At 64.1% G+C, this 20,351-nt stretch carries 19 protein-coding genes; 13 read left to right on the top strand and 6 right to left on the bottom strand.

Annotated features, from left to right (window positions below):
* The first annotated feature begins 36 nt into the window (after positions 1 to 36).
* Together PSQ39_RS13620 and PSQ39_RS13615 are read left to right on the top strand one after the other, a co-directional pair.
* Positions 37 to 3,717, top strand: a complete 3,681-nt coding sequence (locus PSQ39_RS13620; protein ID WP_273927354.1) for a bifunctional diguanylate cyclase/phosphodiesterase — start codon at positions 37 to 39, stop codon at positions 3,715 to 3,717.
* Positions 3,714 to 4,928 carry an FAD-dependent monooxygenase gene (locus tag PSQ39_RS13615; protein ID WP_273927353.1) on the top strand — a complete coding sequence of 405 codons (1,215 nt, stop codon included), beginning with the start codon at positions 3,714 to 3,716 and terminating at the stop codon, positions 4,926 to 4,928. Before PSQ39_RS13620 ends, PSQ39_RS13615 begins: the two co-directional genes overlap by 4 nt.
* Positions 4,929 to 4,958: 30 nt before the next feature.
* Here the strand turns inward: PSQ39_RS13615 and PSQ39_RS13610 are convergent, their stop codons facing one another.
* Together PSQ39_RS13610 and PSQ39_RS13605 are read right to left on the bottom strand one after the other, a co-directional pair.
* Positions 4,959 to 5,405, bottom strand: coding sequence for an NINE protein (locus PSQ39_RS13610; protein WP_273927352.1), 447 nt, complete (start codon positions 5,403 to 5,405; stop codon positions 4,959 to 4,961).
* A gap of 9 nt (positions 5,406 to 5,414) precedes the next feature.
* Complete coding sequence (locus tag PSQ39_RS13605) at positions 5,415 to 5,936, bottom strand: GNAT family N-acetyltransferase (RefSeq protein ID WP_273927351.1); 522 nt, start codon at positions 5,934 to 5,936, stop codon at positions 5,415 to 5,417.
* A 119-nt stretch (positions 5,937 to 6,055) separates the two neighbouring features.
* Here PSQ39_RS13605 and rpsP point away from each other — a divergent pair, with 119 nt between their 5' ends.
* From rpsP to hisC, 7 genes are all read left to right on the top strand, one after another.
* A complete protein-coding gene (gene rpsP, locus PSQ39_RS13600; RefSeq protein ID WP_273927350.1) occupies positions 6,056 to 6,310 on the top strand; it encodes a 30S ribosomal protein S16 in 255 nt (84 codons plus the stop codon).
* A gap of 94 nt (positions 6,311 to 6,404) precedes the next feature.
* A complete protein-coding gene (gene rimM, locus PSQ39_RS13595; protein WP_273927349.1) occupies positions 6,405 to 6,983 on the top strand; it encodes a ribosome maturation factor RimM in 579 nt (192 codons plus the stop codon).
* Positions 6,984 to 6,997: 14 nt separating this feature from the next.
* On the top strand, positions 6,998 to 7,777 hold the full coding sequence (gene trmD, locus PSQ39_RS13590) for a tRNA (guanosine(37)-N1)-methyltransferase TrmD (protein WP_273927348.1): 780 nt from the start codon (positions 6,998 to 7,000) through the stop codon (positions 7,775 to 7,777).
* Between the two features lie 223 nt (positions 7,778 to 8,000).
* Positions 8,001 to 8,381 (top strand): 50S ribosomal protein L19, encoded by a 381-nt coding sequence (rplS, locus tag PSQ39_RS13585; protein WP_273927347.1) that lies wholly within the window; start codon positions 8,001 to 8,003, stop codon positions 8,379 to 8,381.
* Between the two features lie 104 nt (positions 8,382 to 8,485).
* Complete coding sequence (locus PSQ39_RS13580; protein ID WP_273927346.1) at positions 8,486 to 9,190, top strand: CoA pyrophosphatase; 705 nt, start codon at positions 8,486 to 8,488, stop codon at positions 9,188 to 9,190.
* A 44-nt stretch (positions 9,191 to 9,234) separates the two neighbouring features.
* Positions 9,235 to 10,230 carry a CobD/CbiB family protein gene (locus PSQ39_RS13575; protein ID WP_273927345.1) on the top strand — a complete coding sequence of 332 codons (996 nt, stop codon included), beginning with the start codon at positions 9,235 to 9,237 and terminating at the stop codon, positions 10,228 to 10,230.
* Between the two features lie 122 nt (positions 10,231 to 10,352).
* Complete coding sequence (gene hisC, locus PSQ39_RS13570) at positions 10,353 to 11,435, top strand: histidinol-phosphate transaminase (RefSeq protein ID WP_273927344.1); 1,083 nt, start codon at positions 10,353 to 10,355, stop codon at positions 11,433 to 11,435.
* A 40-nt stretch (positions 11,436 to 11,475) separates the two neighbouring features.
* Here the strand turns inward: hisC and rsgA are convergent, their stop codons facing one another.
* The 3 genes from rsgA to PSQ39_RS13555 are packed head-to-tail and all read right to left on the bottom strand — an operon-like array spanning position 11,476 to position 14,089.
* A complete protein-coding gene (gene rsgA, locus PSQ39_RS13565) occupies positions 11,476 to 12,408 on the bottom strand; it encodes a ribosome small subunit-dependent GTPase A (RefSeq protein ID WP_273927343.1) in 933 nt (310 codons plus the stop codon).
* Positions 12,409 to 12,426: 18 nt separating this feature from the next.
* A complete protein-coding gene (locus tag PSQ39_RS13560; protein WP_273927342.1) occupies positions 12,427 to 12,762 on the bottom strand; it encodes a 4a-hydroxytetrahydrobiopterin dehydratase in 336 nt (111 codons plus the stop codon).
* Between the two features lie 49 nt (positions 12,763 to 12,811).
* Positions 12,812 to 14,089 (bottom strand): M48 family metallopeptidase, encoded by a 1,278-nt coding sequence (locus PSQ39_RS13555; protein WP_273927341.1) that lies wholly within the window; start codon positions 14,087 to 14,089, stop codon positions 12,812 to 12,814.
* Between the two features lie 37 nt (positions 14,090 to 14,126).
* Between PSQ39_RS13555 and orn the strand changes: the two genes are divergently transcribed.
* Positions 14,127 to 14,693, top strand: a complete 567-nt coding sequence (orn, locus tag PSQ39_RS13550) for an oligoribonuclease (RefSeq protein ID WP_273927340.1) — start codon at positions 14,127 to 14,129, stop codon at positions 14,691 to 14,693.
* Between the two features lie 362 nt (positions 14,694 to 15,055).
* Complete coding sequence (locus PSQ39_RS13545; RefSeq protein ID WP_273927339.1) at positions 15,056 to 17,032, top strand: DEAD/DEAH box helicase; 1,977 nt, start codon at positions 15,056 to 15,058, stop codon at positions 17,030 to 17,032.
* Positions 17,033 to 17,183: 151 nt separating this feature from the next.
* Here PSQ39_RS13545 and PSQ39_RS13540 read toward each other — a convergent pair whose 3' ends face one another.
* A complete protein-coding gene (locus tag PSQ39_RS13540; protein WP_273927338.1) occupies positions 17,184 to 18,416 on the bottom strand; it encodes a multidrug effflux MFS transporter in 1,233 nt (410 codons plus the stop codon).
* 292 nt (positions 18,417 to 18,708) lie between these two features.
* Here PSQ39_RS13540 and PSQ39_RS13535 point away from each other — a divergent pair, with 292 nt between their 5' ends.
* Positions 18,709 to 19,008 carry an HU family DNA-binding protein gene (locus PSQ39_RS13535; RefSeq protein ID WP_273927488.1) on the top strand — a complete coding sequence of 100 codons (300 nt, stop codon included), beginning with the start codon at positions 18,709 to 18,711 and terminating at the stop codon, positions 19,006 to 19,008.
* A 175-nt stretch (positions 19,009 to 19,183) separates the two neighbouring features.
* Entirely contained in the window at positions 19,184 to 20,332 is a 1,149-nt protein-coding gene (locus PSQ39_RS13530) for a patatin-like phospholipase family protein (protein ID WP_273927337.1), read from the top strand.
* The last annotated feature ends 19 nt before the right edge of the window (positions 20,333 to 20,351 follow it).

Genomic DNA, 20,351 nt, shown 5'->3' with positions numbered 1-20,351 from the left:
TGGATAAAGTGTGGAGCTGACAAGATAGGCGGCAGGATGAAAGAACAAGGCGCATCGCGTGACGCACGACGACTCACCCTCTTCATTGCGACGGGGGCGGTGGTCTTGCTCACGCTGTTGCTGCTGTTTCCGCCAGCCCCCTTGTTTGAACCGGCTCATGCCAAGCAATGGCTAAGTGTCCATTTGGTATTGGAAATTTCGGCGGTGTTGGTGGCTGCCTTGGTGGTGACTGTGTCTTGGTCGTCGCTGGAGTCCAGTCCACGTCGGGTGTTCAATGGCTTGGTTTTTGGGTTTTCTGTCGCTGCTTTTTGCGATTTGCTGCACGCTTTGTCGTACGACGGCATGCCCCCTTTTTGGTCTGAGTCCAGTACCAGCAAAGCCATTTTCTTTTGGTTGATTGCGCGCAGTTTTGAGATTTTAGCCCTGGGTCTGCTGGCTTTTCATGTTGCTTTGCCCGGGCCGCCTGGGCGCTGGTTGGCCCTGGCTGGTGTGGTCAGTGCATTGATGGCCTGGGTGGGATCCGTTCACCTGGACTGGATCCCTTCGACCTTTGTCCCCGGTCATGGCTTGACCACATTCAAGGTCTTTTTTGAATACGTGTTGTGCTTGTCCAATTTGGCCATCGCTGTGGTTTTTTGGGGTGCCGCTCAGCAGCGGGGTCGAGCGCGTGATTACTGGTTGGCGACCGCTTGTTTTGTGATGGCTTTGGGCGAATTGGTATTTGCCAGTTACCACGCCCCCGACGATTCCCTCAACGTACTGGGCCATGTCTTCAAGGTGGTTGCCGATGCTTTGATTTTTCGTGCGGTCTTCACCCTCAGCATCCGTCAGCCCTATGAATTGGCCCGGCGCACCGAAAAGAATCTGCGCGAACGTGAGGCGCAACTGGCCGCACTGGCCCGCAACCTGCCGCACGGGGTTCTGTTTCAGGTGGAGCGGGAGATCGATGGGTCCAACCGGTTCGTCTACGTCAGTGAATCGGTGGAGCGGGTGATGGGGTTGAGCGGGACCCAGTTGCTGCGCGACGCTCAAAGCTGGTATCGCCTCATTGACCCTGAAGACCTCCCCAGCCTGCTGGCGTCCGAGCGTGAATCGGCGCGCACCCTGAATGTCTTGGATGTGGTGCTTCGGGTTCGCGGCCCTGATGGCGTTCAGCGCTGCTTGCATCTGTGCTCGGCGCCTCGACGCCTGGACGATGGGCGCACCATGTGGGATGGCTTGGCCTTGGACATCACGCGGCAAAAAGCCGATGAGGAGGCGTTGCGCAGCAATGAAGCCGTGTTGCGCGCCATGGCGGACAACATGCCGTTTGAGGCTTGGGTGCGCGATGAAGCGGGACGCCTGGTCCTGGAGAACCCGGCGCGCGTCGCCCACTTCGGGCCTCAATTGGGGCTGACGCCTGAGCAGTGCAGTCCGCGGCCCGAGGACTTGCAACGTTGGCTGCATTACAACGAGCGAGCTTCGCGGGGCGAAGTGATTGAGTACGAGATGAGCACCGAAGTGCATGGGCAGTTGCGTGACTTCCTGTGCATCGTTGCACCCTTGTGGAAGGGCGGGCGCGTGGGGGGGCTTGTGGGCTTCAACATGGATGTCACCCCGCGCAAGGCGGCTGAGCGACTGGCCCACGAAAAAGATACCCAGTTGGCCTCGATCCTGCTCCAGATGCCCGGCGGGGTCTCTCGCTTGGACCGTGACCTGCGGTTCTTGTTTGTCAATGAGGCCCATGCCCGCTGGTTTGACCAGCCGCCGGATGCGATGTTGGGCCAGCCCCTGTCCAGCATCGTGTCGGCTGAGCGCTTGGAGCGCATGCTGCCCTTTGTGATGCGCGCTCTGGAGGGCGAGGTGGTGGTGTTTGAGAACCGCATCGTGTTGCCCAGCGGTGAGGTGCGTTGGCGCCACACCACCCTGGCCCCTGAGCGCCGTGCCGATGGCGAGGTCTGCGGCTTTGTCGCCTTCGCCATCGACACCACGGAGCGCAAGAACATGGAGCTGGCGCTGCAGCAAAACCAGTCGCGCTTACGCACTCTGGTCAATGCCCTGCCTGACATGGTTTTCTTGAAGGACGCCCAAGGGGTCTATCAATATTGCAACCCCGTTTTTGAACGCTTTGCCGGCCTCGCCGAGGCCGCCATCGTGGGGCGCACCGACGCTGAACTCTTCAGTCCCGAGGCGGCTGAGTCCTTCCGCGCCCATGACCTCCAAACCCTGCAGCTCAAGACGGCGCTCACCTACGAAGAGGACATGGTTTTTGCCGACGGCCACCGAGGGCGGTTTGAAACCATCCAGACTCCCATTGAGGGAGGCGATGGCCAGCTGACCGGGGTGCTGGGGGTGGCGCGCGACATCACCGACCGCAAGCGGGCTGAGCGGGAAATCGAACGCCTGGCCTTCTTTGACGCGCTGACTGATCTGCCCAACCGCCGCCTGTTGCTTGACCGCCTGCAGCAGGCTTGCCTGGCCAGCACCCGCTCGGGCCAGCATGGGGCCTTGCTGTTCCTGGATCTGGACAATTTCAAGGACCTCAATGACACCATGGGGCACGGCACAGGCGATCAGTTGCTGATCCAGGTGGGGCGACGTCTGGCGAGCAGCGTGCGTCAGGTCGATACCGTGTCGCGGTTCGGCGGTGATGAGTTTGTGCTGATGCTGGAGGAGCTCTCCCCAGACTGGACCGAGGCCACAGAGCAGGCCGAACGGGTGGCTGAAAAAGTGCTGGTCAGCATGAACCAGCCTTTTGAACTCAAGGGCCTGCAGCACTACAGCACGCCCAGCATTGGCATCACCTTGTTCGTGGGCGATCAGACCCCCATTGATGAGCTGCTCAAGCGCGCCGACCTGGCCATGTACCAGGCCAAGGCCCACGGGCGCAACACCCTGCGCTTCTTTGATCCGCAGATGCAGGCCGCTGCCACCGCCCGCTCGGTCTTGGAAGGCGACCTGCGCCAAGGCTTGTTGCGCCAGGAATTGCTGCTTTACTACCAGCCCGTGGTGAACGACCGCCAACGCATCACCGGGGTGGAGGCGCTGGTGCGCTGGGCCCATCCGCAGCGTGGCATGGTCTCGCCGGCTGAATTCATTCCTTTGGCTGAGCAGACCGGGTTGATCCTGCCGTTGGGGCAGTGGGTGCTGGAGCAGGCCTGTGCGCAATTGGTCCAGTGGGCGGCACGTGAGGAGACGCGCGACCTGACCTTGTCCGTCAACGTCAGTGCGCGCCAGTTCCGCCACCCCGATTTTGTGCGCCTGGTGCTGGACACCCTGGACCAAACGGGGGCCAACCCGCGCTGCCTGCAGCTGGAGCTGACCGAGAGCCTGCTCTTGACCGATGTGGAGGACATGATTGCCAAGATGACCGAGCTGCGCATGGAGGGCCTGCGCTTCTCGCTGGACGACTTTGGCACCGGTTATTCCAGCCTCAGTTACCTCAAGCGCCTGCCTTTGGACCAACTCAAGATCGACCAGTCCTTTGTGCGCGATGTGCTGGTGGACCCCAACGACGCGGCCATCGTGCGCACCATCCTGGCCCTGGCCGGCAGTTTGGACTTGGCGGTGGTGGCCGAAGGGGTGGAAACCGGTGGGCAGCTGGACTTTTTGCGCCAAAGCGGCTGCCGGGCCTTCCAAGGCTATTTGTTTGGAAGACCTTCGCCGGTCGATGTGCTTGAGCAGGCGCAAGGCCTGAACCCTTCGGACGCGACAGCCCACGGCACAATCCACGGATGAGTTCGCAGATCGATATTTTGGTGGCCGGTGGGGGCATTGGCGGCTTAGCCACGGCCCTGGCCAGTGCGCGCGCCGGGCACCGTGTGCGCTTGTTTGAACGTGCACCTGTTTTCAGCGAAGTGGGTGCTGGTATTCAGATCAGCCCCAACGTCGTGCGGGTGCTGCAGTCCTGGGGCTTGGGCGAGGCCTTGCAGTCGGTGGCTGCTTTTCCAGACCGTTTGCAGGTGCGTTCGGCCCTCAGTGGCCGCCACCTGGGGCAACTGACTTTGGCGGGCCGCGCGGAGGCCTTGTACGGGGCGCCTTACGCCACCATCCACCGCGCCGATCTGCATCAACTGCTGTTGACGGCGGTGCAGGCCCAGGCGGACGTGAGCCTGCAGCTCAACACCCCAGTGGCGGTGGCTGAGGTCGGTCCGGAGGGCGTGAGCTTGAAGACGGGGCCTCAAAAGTACGTCGAGGGCGATGTGCTGGTGGGCGCCGACGGCTTGTGGAGCGGCGTGCGACAGGCCCTTTTGGGCGTTCAGCCACCCCGGGTCACAGGGCATTTGGCGTTCCGGGCCATGCTGCCCCAGGCCCGGTTTCCGGCCGCACTGCGCAGCAGCAGCGTCACCGCCTGGCTGGGGCCTGATCTGCATGTGGTGGCCTACCCCGTGCGCGCGGGGGAGTGGCTCAATGTGGTGGCCATCGTGCACGGCGAGGTCCAGGGGGACCTGAGCAACTGGGACCATGGCAGCAATGCCAGTCAGTTGTTGGCCGTCTTGGCCGACTGCTGCAGCCCTTTGCAGGACTTGGTGCGTGCGGTGCCTGAGTGGCGTTTGTGGGCCTTGTGCGACCGCCCCCCGTTGAGCCGCCCCGAAGAGATGGCCCAGGGCCGAATCGCCTTGCTTGGTGACGCGGCCCACCCCATGCGCCCCTACCTGGCCCAAGGGGCGGGCATGGCCCTGGAGGATGCCCATGCGTTGACCCTGGCGCTGGCCCAAGAGGCGCTGGACTTGCCAACCCGCCTGCGCCGCTATGCCCTCAACCGTTGGCAGCGTTGTGCGCGGGTGCAGGCCCGTGCTGAGCGCAATGGGCGGGTGTTCCACGCCACAGGCCCGCTGCAGTGGGGGCGTGATGCGGCGATGGGGCTGCTGGGCGAGGGGTTGCTGGACGTGCCTTGGCTTTACGCCGGTGACCCGCTGAACCCGCTCCCGGCGGCGCACCCGCAGTAGCCCGAGCGCCCCGGCCGCGGGGCTGGGCGCTCATTGCGAGATCTTCTGGGCCTCGGCGATCTGGTATTCGAAATAGCGCTGAAAGCTGTAGACCAGGCTGGCCATCAGCACGCCAGTGCCGATCAGCAGCGCCAAGGCCACCGCGCCAATCGTGCCCCAGTGGGTGCGGCCTGGCGCTGCCTCGGCGTCGGCACCCGGGTTGTAGCGGCCGTTCCATTTCTCGGGCGTCATCAAGCCAAAGACGATGGCGCACAGCGCGCAGCCGGCGATGTTGAAGCCCAGCATCGGCACCAAAATCCAGCTCAGGGTGTCGTCCAGGCCATACAGCTGCACCCGTTCCAAACCCCAGACGCCCAGGGCCGTGGGAATGGGCAGCAGCCACCCCAGCGTGTCGCCCAGACCGTTCAGGTAGAAACGGTGCAGGCCCAAAGGGCCTCCCAGGAAGGCCAGCCAGGCCGCTGCGGTCTTGTTTTTCATGGGCTGACTTTACTCGGGTGCGCTGCTGTCGCCGGCGCCCAGGCTTTTTTCCATCAGCACGATGTCCAGCCAGCGATTGAACTTCCAGCCGCAGGACTTCAGCACCCCGGTGTGCGAGAAGCCGCAGCTGCGGTGCACACCGATCGAGCCCGCATTGCCCGAGTCGCCAATCACGGCAATCAGCTTGCGCACCCCCACGGCTTCGGCGCGCGCGGCCAACTCGGCCAGCAGGGCGCGGCCCCAGCCTTGGCCGTTCGCGCCGGCTGCCATGTAGATCGAGTCCTCGGCCGAGAAGCGGTAGGCTGGACGCGGCTTGAACCAGTTGCAGTAGGCAAAGCCGATCACGGCCCCGTCCTGTTCCATGACCAGGTGGGGCAGGCCCTTGGCCAGCACGTCGGCGCGGCGGCCTCCCATGTCGGTTTCACTGGGGGGATCGACCTCGAAAGTACCGGTGCCGGTCAGCACATGGTGGGCGTAAATGGCGGTGATGGCGGGCATGTCGGCGTCGCTGCTGGGGCGGATGATAGGCATGAAAAATTGAAAGAGATATAATGGAGAGCTATTCAGCGTGTCGCTGGCCGGGTGGCTATGTCGCGTGTCTCAACGCTGGAAGAAATTTCGGAAGAAATTCCACCACCCAAGGATAAATCATGGTCGTCATTCGACTTTCCCGCGGCGGCTCCAAAGCCCGTCCTTTCTACAACATCGTCGTCGCTGACAAGCGCGAACGCCGCGATGGCCGTTTCATTGAACGCCTGGGTTTCTACAACCCCAGCGCCAAGGAATCGGAAGAAGGCCTGCGCATTGCGCAAGACCGTCTGACCTACTGGCAAGGCGTTGGCGCTCAAGCGTCCGACACCGTGGTGCGCCTGATCAAGCAAGCTGCCAAGAAGGCTGCTGCCTGATCGCTGAGCGTTCAGCCACGCGCTGATTCAAAGCGCATTGACAGGCCGGCTGTGCTCGCACCGCCGGCCTGAATTTTTTTGGGGCCTCCTGACCATGTCGCAGAATTTTCCTCCTCTCGAAACCGCTGAGTTGCCGGCTGACGCCATCGAGGTGGGCCGCATCGCGGACGCCTGGGGCATCAAGGGCTGGTTCCGTGTGCTGCCCTACAGCGCTTCGCCCGAAGCCCTGTTTTCGTCCAAGCGCTGGTACCTCCAGCCCGCGGAGAAGGGCGCCAAAACCTTCACTGGCACGCTGCGCCTGGCCATCAAAGAGGCCAAGGAACACTCTGATGCGGTGGTCGCCACGGCCCAGGACGTGTCAGACCGCAATGCCGCCGAAGCCCTCAAGGGGGCGCGCATCTTTGTGCCGCGTTCGAGCTTCCCGACCGCGTCCACCGATGAGTATTACTGGGTCGACCTGATCGGCCTGGATGTCGTCAACCGCGAAGGCCTGGCCCTGGGTCAGGTGCGCGACTTGATGAGCACAGGCCCCCAGACCGTGCTGGTGATCGCGTACGAACAAGAAGGCAAGACCCTGGAACGCATGGTGCCTTTTGTGGCCGCTTATGTGGACTCTGTGGACCTGCCGGGGCGGCGCATCACCGTTGATTGGCAAACTGACTTTGACGTCTGAGCCAGGCCCCCGCCATGCGCTTTGACATCATCACCCTGTTCCCCGAGCTGTTCGCTCCTTTTTTGGCCAGCGGTGTCACGCGCCGCGCCTATGCCAGCGACCAGGTGGCCGTGCGCTTGTGGAATCCGCGCGACCACGCTGACGGCAATTACCGGCGGGTGGATGACCGACCCTTTGGGGGTGGCCCGGGCATGGTGATGATGATCGAGCCCCTGGTGCGTTGCTTGGCGGCCATCCGTGCCGACCGCGCGGCCCTGGCTGAACCGACGCCTGCCCCCGTGGTCTTGTTCTCGCCGATTGGCGAGGTGCTGCGCCATGACGGCGTGGCGCGCTGGGCTGAGGGCCCGGGCGCCATCTTGCTGTGCGGCCGCTATGAGGGCATCGACCAGCGTTTCATCGACACCCATGTGGACGCCCAGATCAGCTTGGGCGACTTTGTGCTCTCCGGTGGGGAGATCGCTGCGTTGGCCTTGCTCGATGCCGTGACCCGTCTGCAGCCTGGGGTGCTCAATGACGCGGGCAGCCACCAACTGGACAGCTTCAACCCGGCGCTCGACGGTTTGCTCGACTGCCCGCACTACACCCGGCCCGAACACTGGGAGCCTGGTCCCGATCAGGCGCCGGTGCCGGTGCCCGAGGTGCTGATGTCTGGCCACCACGCCCACATCGAGCGCTGGCGCCGCGAGCAAAGCCTGCGCATCACCGCCCAGCACCGCCCGGAATTGATTCAAGCCGCCCGTGCAGCCGGGCGTTTGAGTCGCAGCGACGAGGCCGTCTTGGCTCGTTTGGGCTAACTTGTTATAATCAAAGGCTATTCGATCCTCTGGCCGGCCGCTTGCCTGTCTACCCTTCACGGGAAGAACTGGTGAGCCACCTTGGACGATGGGTCTGGAACCAAGCCATTTGTGAGCCAACCTTTGGGTGGTGCGCAGGGTGGATGTCCAGCCCGGACGACTCAGGTGTATGTCATTCCGACAAAGCCAATCGTGGCGCGGCCAAGATCAATGAGAGACCCTTATGAATCTGATTCAAATTCTTGAGCAAGAAGAAATTGCTCGCCTGAACAAGACCATCCCCGCTTTCGCTCCTGGCGACACGGTGATCGTCAGCGTGAACGTGGTGGAAGGTACCCGCAAGCGCGTGCAGGCTTTCGAAGGTGTCGTGATTGCCAAGCGCAACCGCGGCCTGAACAGCGGCTTCATCGTGCGCAAGATCTCCAGCGGCGAAGGCGTGGAACGTACGTTCCAAACCTACAGCCCGCTGATCGCCAGCATCGAAGTGAAGCGCCGTGGTGACGTGCGCCGTGCCAAGCTGTACTACCTGCGTTCGCGCAGCGGCAAGTCGGCACGTATCAAGGAAAAGCTGCCGAACCGCGCCAAGGTGGCTGCTGCCGCCTGAGGTCTCGACCTTCGCTGAGAAAAGCCGCTGCAGCCTGCGCTGTCAGCGGCTTTTTTTTGGCTGCTCCGCGCGGCAGCTCTGTTCATCTCAACCCAGGCGATCCCTTGTCTACCTTGCCTCCCGTGCTCACGCCTTTGTCTCGTTTGCCCGACTTCGATCCCCGCCGTGTACCGGTGCTGGGGACGGATGCCGCCCTGCCTGCGGTCGCTGTCGAGCGCCTGCGGCCCGAGGCCTTGCAGCAGCGCTTTTTGAATCCACCTTCCTGGGCACCTGAGGTGACCCACGAACGGCGCTTTGCAGACCGCCAACCGGCCCATGCCTCTGTCCTGGTGCCCATCGTGCTGCGCGACGACCCCACGGTGCTCCTGACGCTGCGCACCACTCAGTTGTCCACCCATTCAGGCCAGGTGGCCTTCCCCGGGGGGCGCATGGACGACACCGACCCCACACCGGCCGATACCGCCCTGCGCGAGGCGGAAGAAGAAGTGGGCCTGGCCCGCCACCGCGTTCAGGTGCTGGGCAGCTTGCCGCTCTACACCACGGGCACAGCCTTCATGGTGACCCCGGTGGTGGGGCTGGTGCAGCCTGGTTTTGAGTTGCAGCTCAACCCCCACGAGGTGGCCGCCGCTTTTGAGGTGCCCCTGTCATTCTTGATGAACCCGGCCAACCACCGCCGTCACGCCTTTGAGGCCGAGGGTGTGCGCCGCGAGTGGTTCTCCATGCCTTGGATGGATGGCGCGGACGAGCGCTTCATCTGGGGCGCGACAGCGGGCATGTTGCGCAATTTCTACCGATTTTTGTCGGCCTGAGCCTGGCGGCTCGCAAGCCGTGATGGCCCCGGTATCATCGGCCCATGAGCTTTTTTGCCATCTTGTTGGCCTTGCTGATCGAGCAGGCCCGGCCTTTGGGCGCTGGGAACCCCATTCATGCGGGTTTGCGCGCCTGGGCCCGCACCGCCAGCCGCAATTTTGACGCTGGCAAACCTCAGCACGGCTGGGTGACCTGGGGCCTGGCGGTGGTGTTCCCCGCCTTGGTGGCGCTGGGCATCCATTGGTTGCTGTGGTGGTCGGTGGGCTGGCCCGTGGCCATGCTGTGGAACGTGGCGGTGTTGTACGTCACCCTGGGCTTTCGCCAGTTCAGCCACCATTTCACGGACATTCGCGACGCCCTGGAAGACGGCGATGAAAACCGCGCGCGTGAGTTGCTGGCCGAGTGGCAGCAGGTGGACGCCAGCGAGTTGCCGCGCAGTGAGATCGTGCGCCATGTGATTGAGTACTCGGTGCTGGCTGCGCACCGTCATGTGTTTGGCGTGTTGGCCTGGTACTCGGTGCTGGCTGCTTTGGGGCTGGGACCGGCGGGTGCCGTGCTGTACCGCTTGGGTGAGTTCGTGTCGCGGTATTGGCGTTACCGCAACCGCGCGGGTCAGCAGCCGGTGAGCGCGGCGCTGCAACAAGCCGCTGCTGCCGCCTGGACCGTGATCGACTGGCTGCCGGCACGCTTGACCGCCCTGGTCTTTGCGGTGGTCGGTAACTTTGAAGAGGCCATCGATGGCTGGCGCTACCAGGCGCAGCGCTTTCCCAACGACAACGACGGCGTGGTCCTGGCCGCCACGGCTGGGGCGGTCAACGTGCGGCTGGGGGGCGAAGCCCTGAAGGTCGCGGCTCCCCCAACCTTGCTGCCCGACTTCACCTCGGGTGAGGCCGACGCCGAATCGGCTGACAGCGCCAGCACCTCGGGGCGCGAGCCGGAGGTGGCGCATCTGGCCCAGATCGTGGGCTTGGTGTGGCGCTCGGTCGTGGTTTGGATGGTCTTGCTGGCCTTGCTCACCCTGGCGCGCTTGCTGGGCTGATCCCGCGGCGGCGGCGTCCGGGTGACGAGCCGCAGCACACTCTTTCATTCCTCTCGTTGTGCCCCCGGGGGGGGGCACCCCAGCCGGGCCGGGGACACAGGCCTGCTCAGGATCTTGGCCGCATGACCTCTTCTTTTTGGAGCCCCGTGGTGGGCACGCTCAAGCCCTATGTGCCCGGCGAGCAGCCCCGCGTGGCGAACCTGGTCAAGCTCAACACCAATGAGAACCCCTACCCGCCGTCGCCATGGGTGTTGAAGACCTTGGAGGCCGCGCTGCGCACCGGCCTGGAGCGCTACCCCGACCCCGAGTCCACCGAGCTGCGCCGCACCATCGCGGCCCATCACGGTTTGCAGCTGGGTGAGGTGTTTGTCGGCAACGGCTCAGACGAGGTGCTGGCCCATGCCTTCCAGGCCTTTTTCCAGCAAGGTTTGCCTTTGCTGATGCCCGACATCACCTACAGCTTCTACGCGGTCTACTGCGGCCTGTACGGCATCCCGGCGAAGACTGTTCCGCTGCGCGAGGGTCTGCGCCTGCAGGTGGCTGATTTGCAGGAGCCCTCGGCCGAGGCGGTGGCAGGCGTGGTGGTGGCCAACCCCAATGCCCCCACTGGCATCGGACTGCCCTTGAGCGACATCGAGCAGCTGTTACGCCAGCACCCCAACCGGGTCGTTCTGGTGGATGAGGCCTATGTGGACTTCGGCGGCCAAAGTGCCGTTCCCTTGATCGAGCACTACCCCAATTTGCTGGTCGTGCACACCCTGTCCAAATCGCGCTCCCTGGCCGGGCTGCGTGTGGGCGTGGCCATGGGCCAGCGTCACTTGGTTGAAGCGCTGGAGCGCATCAAGAACAGCTTCAACTCCTACCCGCTGGACAAGCTGGCCCAGGTGGGGGCGCAGGCCGCCTACGAGGACCAGGCCTACTTTGACCGTTGCCGCCAGGCCGTGATCCACAGCCGAGAGGGCTTGAGCCTGCAGCTGGAAGACCTGGGCTTTGAGGTGCTGCCTTCGCAGACCAATTTCATTTTTGCGCGCCACCCGCAGCGCGATGCGGCGGCCTTGGCTGCAGGATTGCGTGAGCGCGCGGTGCTGGTGCGCCACTTCCGGCTGCCTCGCATCGAGCAGTTCCTGCGCATCTCGGTGGGCACGCCCGACCAGTGCCAGGCCTTGGTCGACGCCGTGCGGGAGCTGCTGGCGCTGCCCGTCTGAAGGCGGCATGCCCGGCGCAGACCCTGCACCGGGCGCGCGTTCAGTAGCGGCTTTGGCTGAGTTCGGCGAACAAGTCGCCGTAGATCCGGTAGCGCTGCTCGCTGATGGCGTCGGGCCGGTCCTCGGCACTGACAGCGACCATCACCCCGCAACCCGGCTCGTGCAGGTGGGTGCAGTTGTAGAACTTGCACTGCGCCACATGGGGCTTGAGGTCGAGCATGTAGGCGGCCAGTTGAGCCGGGTCGATGTGGTGCAGACCAAATTCCTGGAAGCCAGGTGAGTCGATCAGCCCGGTGTGGCGTTCCGCGTCCACCCAGTACCAAGAGGTGCTGGTGGTGGTGTGCTTGCCAGAATTCAGGGCCTGGGAGATCTCCCGCGTCTCGGCCAGGGCGCCGGGCACCAGCAGGTTGATCAGTGTGCTCTTGCCCGCGCCGGATGGCCCCAGCACCAGGGTGTTCTTGCCGCGCAGCAGCTCCAGCAAGAGCGCATGGTCGCGGGTGCCCTCGGCCTTCAGCGACAGCGGCATGACCTGGTAGCCCATGTGCCGGTAAGGCGCCAGGCGGCCCCAGGCGCGCGCAAAGTTGTCCACCAGATCGGCCTTGTTCAGGCCAATGATGGGAGTGATGTGCTCGGCCTCGGCAGCGATCAGTGCCCGCGACAGCTGGCTGGCCGAGAACTCCGGCTCGGCCGCCACCAGGATCAGCACCTGGTCCAGGTTGGCTGCAAAGGACTTGGTGCGGATTTCGTCTTGCCGGTAGAACAGGTTCTTGCGCGGCAGCACTTTCTCGATCGTGCCTTCCTCGCCTTGGCCTGGGGTGGCAGACAGCCAGCTCACCCGGTCACCGACCACGGCCTGGCTTTTCTTGCCGCGCGGGTGGCAGATCCGGCGCACGCCATCGGGGCTCTCGACCACGCAGTGGCGCCCGTGGCTGGCCACCACCAGGCCTTCGTTCAGGGTGCGGCGGTCACTCACGGGAGGCCTTGGCCGCGCTCATGCGAGCAGGGCGTCGATTTGGGTCGCGCATTCAAAATCCGTTTCAGACAGGCCTTTGACGTCGTGCGTGTTGAAGCGCACGACGCAGCGGCTGTAGTGCACCGACAGGTCGGGGTGGTGGTCTTGCGCGTTGGCAATGAAGGCCACGGCGTTCACGAAAGAAATGGTCTCGTGGTAATTGGCAAAGGTGTAGGTCTTTTCGATGGCGATGTCGGCACCATCGCCATGGAGCTGCCAGCCCGTCAGGGCGGACAGGCGGGTCACCACCTCGGTGGCGCTCAGGGCGCGGCGTGGCAGTTGGGACCAGTCTTTTTTCTTCAGCATTGAGCTCATGAGATCAGGCAGGCGTGGGGTTGTAGGCGGTGCATTCAGTGGCGCGCGTTCAGCCCGCCATGCGGGCCAGCCGCTCGGAGGCCGGCGGGTGGGAGTAATAGAACTTCACGAACACCGGATCCGGGGTCAGGGTGGACGCATTGTCCTCGTAAAGCTTGAGCAGGGCGCTGGACAGTTCGGCCCCGCTGGTCTGGGCCACGGCGTAGGCGTCGGCTTCGAACTCATGGCGGCGCGACAACTGCGCGAACAGCGGCGAAATGAAGAAGCTGAACACCGGCACCGCCAGCATGAACAGCAGCAGGGCCAAGGCATCGTTGGAGCCGTTGAGCGAGGGGCGAACGCCCAGGCCCGTGTAGAACCAGATCTGGCCCGACGCCCAGCCCAGCAAGGCAAAGCCCGCCAGCGACATGGCAAACAAGCCCACGATGCGTTTGACGATGTGCTTGTGCTTGAAGTGTCCCAGTTCGTGGGCCAGCACCGCGTCCACCTCGCCCGGCGAGAGCTTGGCCAGCAAGGTGTCGTAAAACACCACGCGCTTGGCCGCGCCAAAACCAGTGAAGTAGGCGTTGGCATGGGCGCTGCGTCGGCTGCCATCCATCACAAACAAGCCCTTGGCGGCGAAGCCGCAGCGCGCCATCAGGGCGCTGACGCGGGTTTTCAGCGTCTCGTCTTCGAGGGGCTTGAACTTGTTGAACAGGGGCGCAATGAAAGTCGGAAAAATCACCATCAACAGCAGGTTGAAGGCCATCCAGCTGCCCCAGGCCCACAGCCACCAGTAGCGACCGGTGCTGCCCATGAGCCACAACATCAGGGCTGCCAGGGGCAGGCCGATCAGGGCGCCAATGAGGCTGGATTTGAGCAGGTCGCCCAGCCACAGTCCCCAGGTCATCTTGTTGAAGCCAAAGCGCTCCTCGATGACAAAGGTTTGATAGAGGGTGAAAGGCAGGTCAATCAGGCCGCCAATCACGGCGAAGCTGGCCAACAGCGCCAGTTGCTGCCACAGGCTGGGGCCCAGTGCACCCAGCAAGGCCTGGTTCAAGGCGTCCAGTCCGCCCAGCAAGGTCCAGCCCATCAGCACCACCGTGCCCCAGGCCAGCTCCAGCAGGCCAACCCGCGTTTTGGCCACGGTGTAGTCGGCGGCCTTCTGGTGGGCTGCCAGAGAAATTTGGGCCTGGAAGGCGGCGGGCACTTGTTGCCGGTGCTCGGCCACATGGCGCATTTGGCGCGACGCCAGCCAGAAGCGGATCAGCACGCTGGCCACCAGGGCCAGGGCAAACAAGGCGGTCAGCAGCAGCGAGGGGGACAGGGTTTCGGCGTCGAGGGGCATGGTGGCGGAGTTTAGGCCATCGGCGACAATGCGCCCCATGTCCGAAACCATTGCCCCTCTCACCAAATCAGACCAGAACCTCGTCTGGCTGGACTGCGAAATGACCGGCCTGGAGCCCGAGGTCGACCGCCTGATCGAAATCGCCGTGGTTGTCACCGGCCCCAACTTGGAGCCCCGCGTCGAGGGCCCAGTCTTTGTGATTCACCAAAGCGACGCCCAGCTCGACAAGATGGACGCCTGGAACAAAGGCACGCACGGTCGCAGCGGCCTGATCGACAAGGTCAAGGCCTCAACGACGACCGAAGCCGAAGCCGAAGCCCAGTTGATCGCCTTTCTGAGCCGCTATGTGCCCAAGGGCACCACCCCCATGTGCGGCAACACCATTGGCCAGGACCGCCGCTTCCTGGTCAAGTACATGCCCAAGCTGGAGGCTTTCTTCCATTACCGCAACCTGGACGTCAGCACCTTGAAGGAGCTGTCCAAGCGATGGAAGCCCGAGGTCTACAGCAGCTTCAAGAAGGCCCAAAAGCACACCGCGCTGGCCGATGTGCATGAGTCCATTGACGAATTGGCGCATTACCGCGAGCACTTCATCAAGCTCTGAGCCCGTGTTGCCGGGGTTTTGGGGGCCCCGGTGCTTTTATTGCGGTCAGGGGCTTGCGGGAAAACCCTAGACCGGTCATAATCCGAGGCTGCGCTCGATATGGAGCGCATTTGTGCATCTCCCTTCACTCCAGGGCTTGCGGTTGTGGTTAGGCGTTAAGGCGTTTTCTCGGTTGACTGAGAAAAGCCCACGCCCAGGTTGGCGAAAGCCAATCTGCCCAAATTCGCAGCAAACGCCCACCCGCGCCATCGTCCTCGAGACAAACAGATGGCTCAGGCTTCGTTTGATGGTTGATGTTGTTTAACCATTGACGAAGCGTCCGCCGGCCACGCTGGCGGAGCATTCGTGTGAGAAAAAATACCATGACCGACACTCTTGCAGTGCAGGGCGAATTCGCGCCTGCTCAATCCTCTGTTTCCACCGCCGCCGCCGTGGCCCAAGCCGCTGAACAAGTGCTGGCCCACAACGCTGTGGAAGCCGAAGTCAACGCCGACATCGCCGCTGACACCGAAGTCTCTGAAGCCCCCGCAGCGCCTGCCGCTCCGAACGGTTTCGTCAAATTGGGCCTGGCCCCTGAGCTGGTGCAAGCTGTGGCCGACCTGGGCTACACCGAGCCGACCACCGTGCAATCCAAGGTGATCCCGCTGGCGCTGCCGGTGGCACCCGTTGAAGGCCAAGTCACCCGTTACACCGACCTGATGGTTTCCAGCCAGACCGGCAGCGGCAAGACCGCCGCCTTCTTGCTGCCTGTGCTGCACACCCTGATCCAGCAACAAGCCCAGGCTGAAGCCGACGCCCGCGCTGAGTTCGACCGCGCCGTGGCCGAAGCGGCTGCCCGTGGTGAGCCCGCTCCCAAGCGCCCCAAGCGCAAGGACCCGACCAACACCCGCAACTTCAAGGCCGCCACCCCCGGCGCCCTGATTCTGTGCCCGACGCGTGAACTGGCTCAGCAAGTGGCGCACGACGCCATCGAGCTGGTCAAGCACTGCCGTGGTCTGCGTGTGGCCAACGTGGTGGGCGGTATGCCTTACCAACTGCAGATCGCCAAGCTGCAAAACGCCAACCTGGTGGTGGCCACGCCTGGCCGTCTGCTGGACCTGCAACGCTCGCAACAGATCAAGCTGGAGCAAGTGCAATTCCTGGTGGTCGACGAAGCTGACCGCATGTTGGACCTGGGTTTCTCGGACGACCTGGCCGAACTCAACCAGCTGACCATCCAGCGCCAGCAAACCATGATGTTCAGCGCCACCTTCGCGCCGCGCATCCAGCAACTGGCCGCCCGCGTGATGCGCGAGCCGCAGCGCATCCAGATCGATTCGCCGCAAGAAAAGCACGCCAACATCAAGCAAGTGCTGTTCTGGGCCGACAACGCCCAGCACAAGCGCAAGATGCTGGACCACTGGCTGCGTGACACCGGCATTGACCAAGCCATCGTGTTCGCCTCCACCCAAGTGGAGTGCGATGGCCTGGCCACCGACCTGCAACAAGAAGGCTTCTCGGCCGTCGCCCTGCACGGTGCCCTGAGCCAAGGCCTGCGCAACCGCCGCCTGATGGCGCTGCGCAGCGGCCAGGTGCAAATCCTGGTGGCTACCGATGTGGCCGCCCGCGGCATTGACGTGCCCACCATCACCCACGTCTTCAACTTCGGCCTGCCGATGAAGGCCGAGGATTACACCCACCGCATTGGCCGCACCGGCCGTGCGGGCCGCGATGGCCTGGCTGTGACCTTTGCCGAGTTCCGCGATCGTCGCAAGATTTTCGACATCGAAGGCTACAGCAAGCAAACCTTCAAGGCCGAAGTGATCCCGGGCATGGAGCCGCAACAACGCTTCCAGGACAGCCGTCCTCCGCGTGGTGACTTCGGTGGCCGTGGCCGTGGCGGCGAGCGTGACTACGGTCCGCGTGGCGGCAAGTTCGGCGGCGGTGGCGACCGCGGTGGTTTCGGTGGCCCGCGTGGCGGCGACCGAGGTGACCGAGGCGGCTTCGGCGGCAACGGCGGTGGTTTTGGTGGTGGCTTCGGCGGCGGCTTCGGCGGCCAAGACCGTGGCGGCGACCGTGGCGCACAGCGTCCCTTCCGTGCCGATGGCTTCCAGGGGCAAGGCGACAACAGCTTCGGCGGTCGCCGCGAACCCCAGCGCGACAGCCAAGGCTACGGCCGCAAGCCTGGTTTCGGTGATGTGGGCGCCGCCCCGCGCCGTGACCGCGAGCAACGCGAAGCCTTTGCCGGCGCACCGCGTGGCGACTTTGCGGCCCGCAAGCCCGCAGGTGGTCCGCGTCACGCCCCGGCGGGCGCTGGTCCCCGTCCTTACGTGCCCCACGGCAAGCGTCCGGCCCGTTGATTCGGCCCACGCCCTGTGGCGCTAGCGGTTGGCCTTGAGCCAGCCCTGCCCGACCCAAAAAATGCTGGTACCTTGCGGTACTGGCGTTTTTTTTCGTCTGTGCTGGTGGGGCTGGGTGTGTCTTGGGGTGCTGCGGCTTGCCTTGGCCCGCTCAGCCACCGCTGGCGTGTTGTCCAATCTCGGGCCAACGGCGGTGCAGCCAGGTCCAGGCCACCAAGCCCAGGCCCATCATCAGCAGTGAGGTCAGGGCCAGCAAGAAGGTGGAGTCCATCACCAGCGGCGCGATCACGCCAGCCACCAGGCCATTGGCGGCCGAGCCCACAAAGGCTTGCATGGAGGAGGCCATGCCGCGCCGCTCGGGGTGGATGTCCAGCGCCAGCAGGGTGACCACGGGCACCATCAGGGCCCAACCAAAGGCAAAGATGGCCAGCGGGGGCAGGGCCCACCAGGCCTGGGCCGGGAACAAGGCGTTGGCCGCCAAATTCAGGACCGAGACGCTGAGCATGATCACAAAGCCATGCCGGATCTGGCGTTTGGGGGCGATGCGGCCGGCCAGCCGCCCACTGCACCAGGCGCCCGCCATGATGCCGGAGATGGTCAGGAGGAAGAACCAGAAGAACTGCGTCGGTGCCAGGCCCAGGTGATGGCCCAGGAAGGCGGGAGCCGACAGCACGTATAAGAACATGCCATTGAAGGGCACGCCGCTGGCCAGGCAGAGCAGCAAGAAGCGCGGGCTGGCACCCAGCTGCAGGTACCCCGCCATCAGGTGGCGAACCTGGAACGGTTGGCGTTCGCTGGGGTGCAGGGTTTCAGGCAGCAGGCGCAGGTTGGCGCACCACAGCAGCACCCCCACCCCGGTCAGGAACCAGAAGATGCTGTGCCAGTCCAGGTGCACAAACAGCCAGCCGCCGATGATGGGTGCAATCGCAGGGGCCACGCCAAAGAAGATGGTCACCTGGCTCATCACGCGCTGGGCTTCGGCGGGCTCGAACAGATCGCGGATCACCGCCCGCGACACCACCGTGCCCGCGCCAGTGGACAGGCCTTGCAAGGCCCGGAAAAACACCAACTGGCCAATGTTTTGCGACAGCGCGCAGCCCGCCGAGGCCAGGGTGAACACCGCAATGCCCCACAGCACCACCGGGCGGCGCCCAAAACTGTCGGCCAGCGCGCCATGGAACAGGTTCATGAAGGCAAAACCGAGCAGATAGGCCGAAAGCGTTTGCTGCATCTCCACCGGCGTGGCGCCGATGGCCTGGGCAATGCCCGTGAAGGCGGGGATGTAGGTGTCGATCGAGAACGGGCCCAGCATGCCCAGCACGGCGAGCAAGACAGCCAGCGCCCAGCGGGGCGCGGTCCAGAGTAAGTGGGCGTTGGGGTTCATCGTCAGTGTTGGCGGGGCGGTGGAAGCGGGGTGGGGTGTACAGGCGGCGCGTGGCGGGGTCTGCGCGGCAAATCATTATGGGCGAGCCGGTGCGGTGGCGTGCTTGGCCGCCTCCTCTGTCGGGCCTGGCAGGTGCTTGGAGCCCGTGGCGGGGTGTGCGTTGAGCCTGAAATCTGTGGTTGGGGGGCGTTTTTTCGGGGTTTAGTGGGCTGACTGTGCAATTTCTACCGCCTGAAGCCTCCGAGCCCGCAGCCATTTCCCTACAATCCGCCCCTTGACCATCCAAGGCCTCCTGGCCTTTTTTACTGAGAATCACATGAACAAAACAGAACTGATCGCCAAACTGGCCCTGGACACCGACCTGAGCAAGGTGCAAGCCCAAGCCGCTTTGGAATCGGTCATTCAGACCATCACCGAGCAACTGCAACAAGGCGAAGCCGTGAACATCCTGGGCTTCGGCTCTTTCGTCGTGACCGAGCGCGCTGCCCGCACCGCACGCAACCCGCGCACCGGCGAGGCCATCGAAGTGGCTGCTGCCAAGGCCCCGCGCTTCAAGCCGGGCAAGGCACTCAAGGACGCTCTGGCGGCCTGATTCCCCCTGCACCCAGGTGAGAGCGCCGCGCGCTCTTGCCTTTGAGCCAAAAAGGGCTGCCGTTCGGCAGCCCTTTTGTCATCATGCGACACTGTCATCGCCTGGGGCCTGTGAATCGAGATGTCGCGTTGGCCGACGCAGCGGGCAGGCACCTTGGGTTGAAAAGGATCGCTTTGTGAGTCAACAGCTTCAGCACAAAATTCGCCTTGACCACGAGCACATCGCTCTGGTCTTGCAAGGCGGCGGCGCCTTGGGGGCCTACCAGGCCGGGGTGTTTGAAGAAATCGCCAAGGTGCCGCGCGAGCCCCATTGGGTGGCGGGTATCTCGATTGGCGCCATCAATGCGGCGTTGATCGTGGGCAACCCGCCAGAGCGCCGTGTCGAACGCCTGCGTGCCTTCTGGGAGCGAGTGTCTTCCCATGTCAGTGCGATCTTTCCTCTGCTGGACCCGCAGCGTCCGGCGTTTCACCAGTTCAGTGCGGCGGTCTCGGCCTACGTGGGGGTGCACGGTTTTTACCGGCCCCGCCTGGTGCCGCCGGCCTGGCAGTTGCCCGGCAGTGAGGGCGCGCTCAGTTATTACGACACCGCGCCGCTGCGTCAGACCTTGGAGGAGTTGATCGATTTCGATCTGATCAATCAGAAAAAAATCAGACTTTCTGTCGGGGCCGTGCATGTGCGCTCAGGCAACTCGGTCTACTTCGACAACTTGCAGCAGCGCATTGGCCCTGAGCACATCATGGCCAGCGGTGCTTTGCCGCCGGCTTTTGCGCCGGTGGTGATCGACGGCGAAGCCTATTGGGACGGCGGCATCGTCTCCAACACGCCTTTGCAGTACGTGCTGGACAACCGAGGCCCGGGCCGCTTGCTGGTGGCGCAGGTCGATTTGTTCAGCGCCCGAGGGGAGCTGCCGCAGACCCTGGGCGAGGCCTTGTCGAGGCAGAAGGACATCATGTACTCCAGCCGCACCCGCTTCAACACCGATCAGGCGGCCCAGGTGCAGCGTGACCGCCAGCTCATCCACAGCCTGATCCAGCGCCTGCCGGCGGCGCTGCGCCAGGCGCCCGAAGTGCAGCAGTTGGCCTCGCGCTGCCAGCAGGACCATGTGGACATCGTGCATTTGATTTACCGCCAAAGCCGCTTCGAGCAAGAGTCCAAGGACTACGAGTTCTCCCGCTCCACCGTGCTGGAGCATTGGCAGGCCGGCCAGCGGGACATGCAAAACACCATGAACCACCCCGATTGGTTGATCCGCAGTGAGCCTGACCACGGCGTGGCCGTGTATGACCTGGGGGTTCGTCCTGAGGGGGCGGTGCCACAGGTTTGAGGCCTGGCTGGGGCTGGCG

It is taken from the genome of Curvibacter microcysteis (genome assembly GCF_028649455.1).
Taxonomy (GTDB): domain Bacteria; phylum Pseudomonadota; class Gammaproteobacteria; order Burkholderiales; family Burkholderiaceae_C; genus Curvibacter; species Curvibacter microcysteis.
Note: the sequence above shows the minus strand (reverse complement) of the source record. Positions and strands in the feature narration are given on the sequence as shown.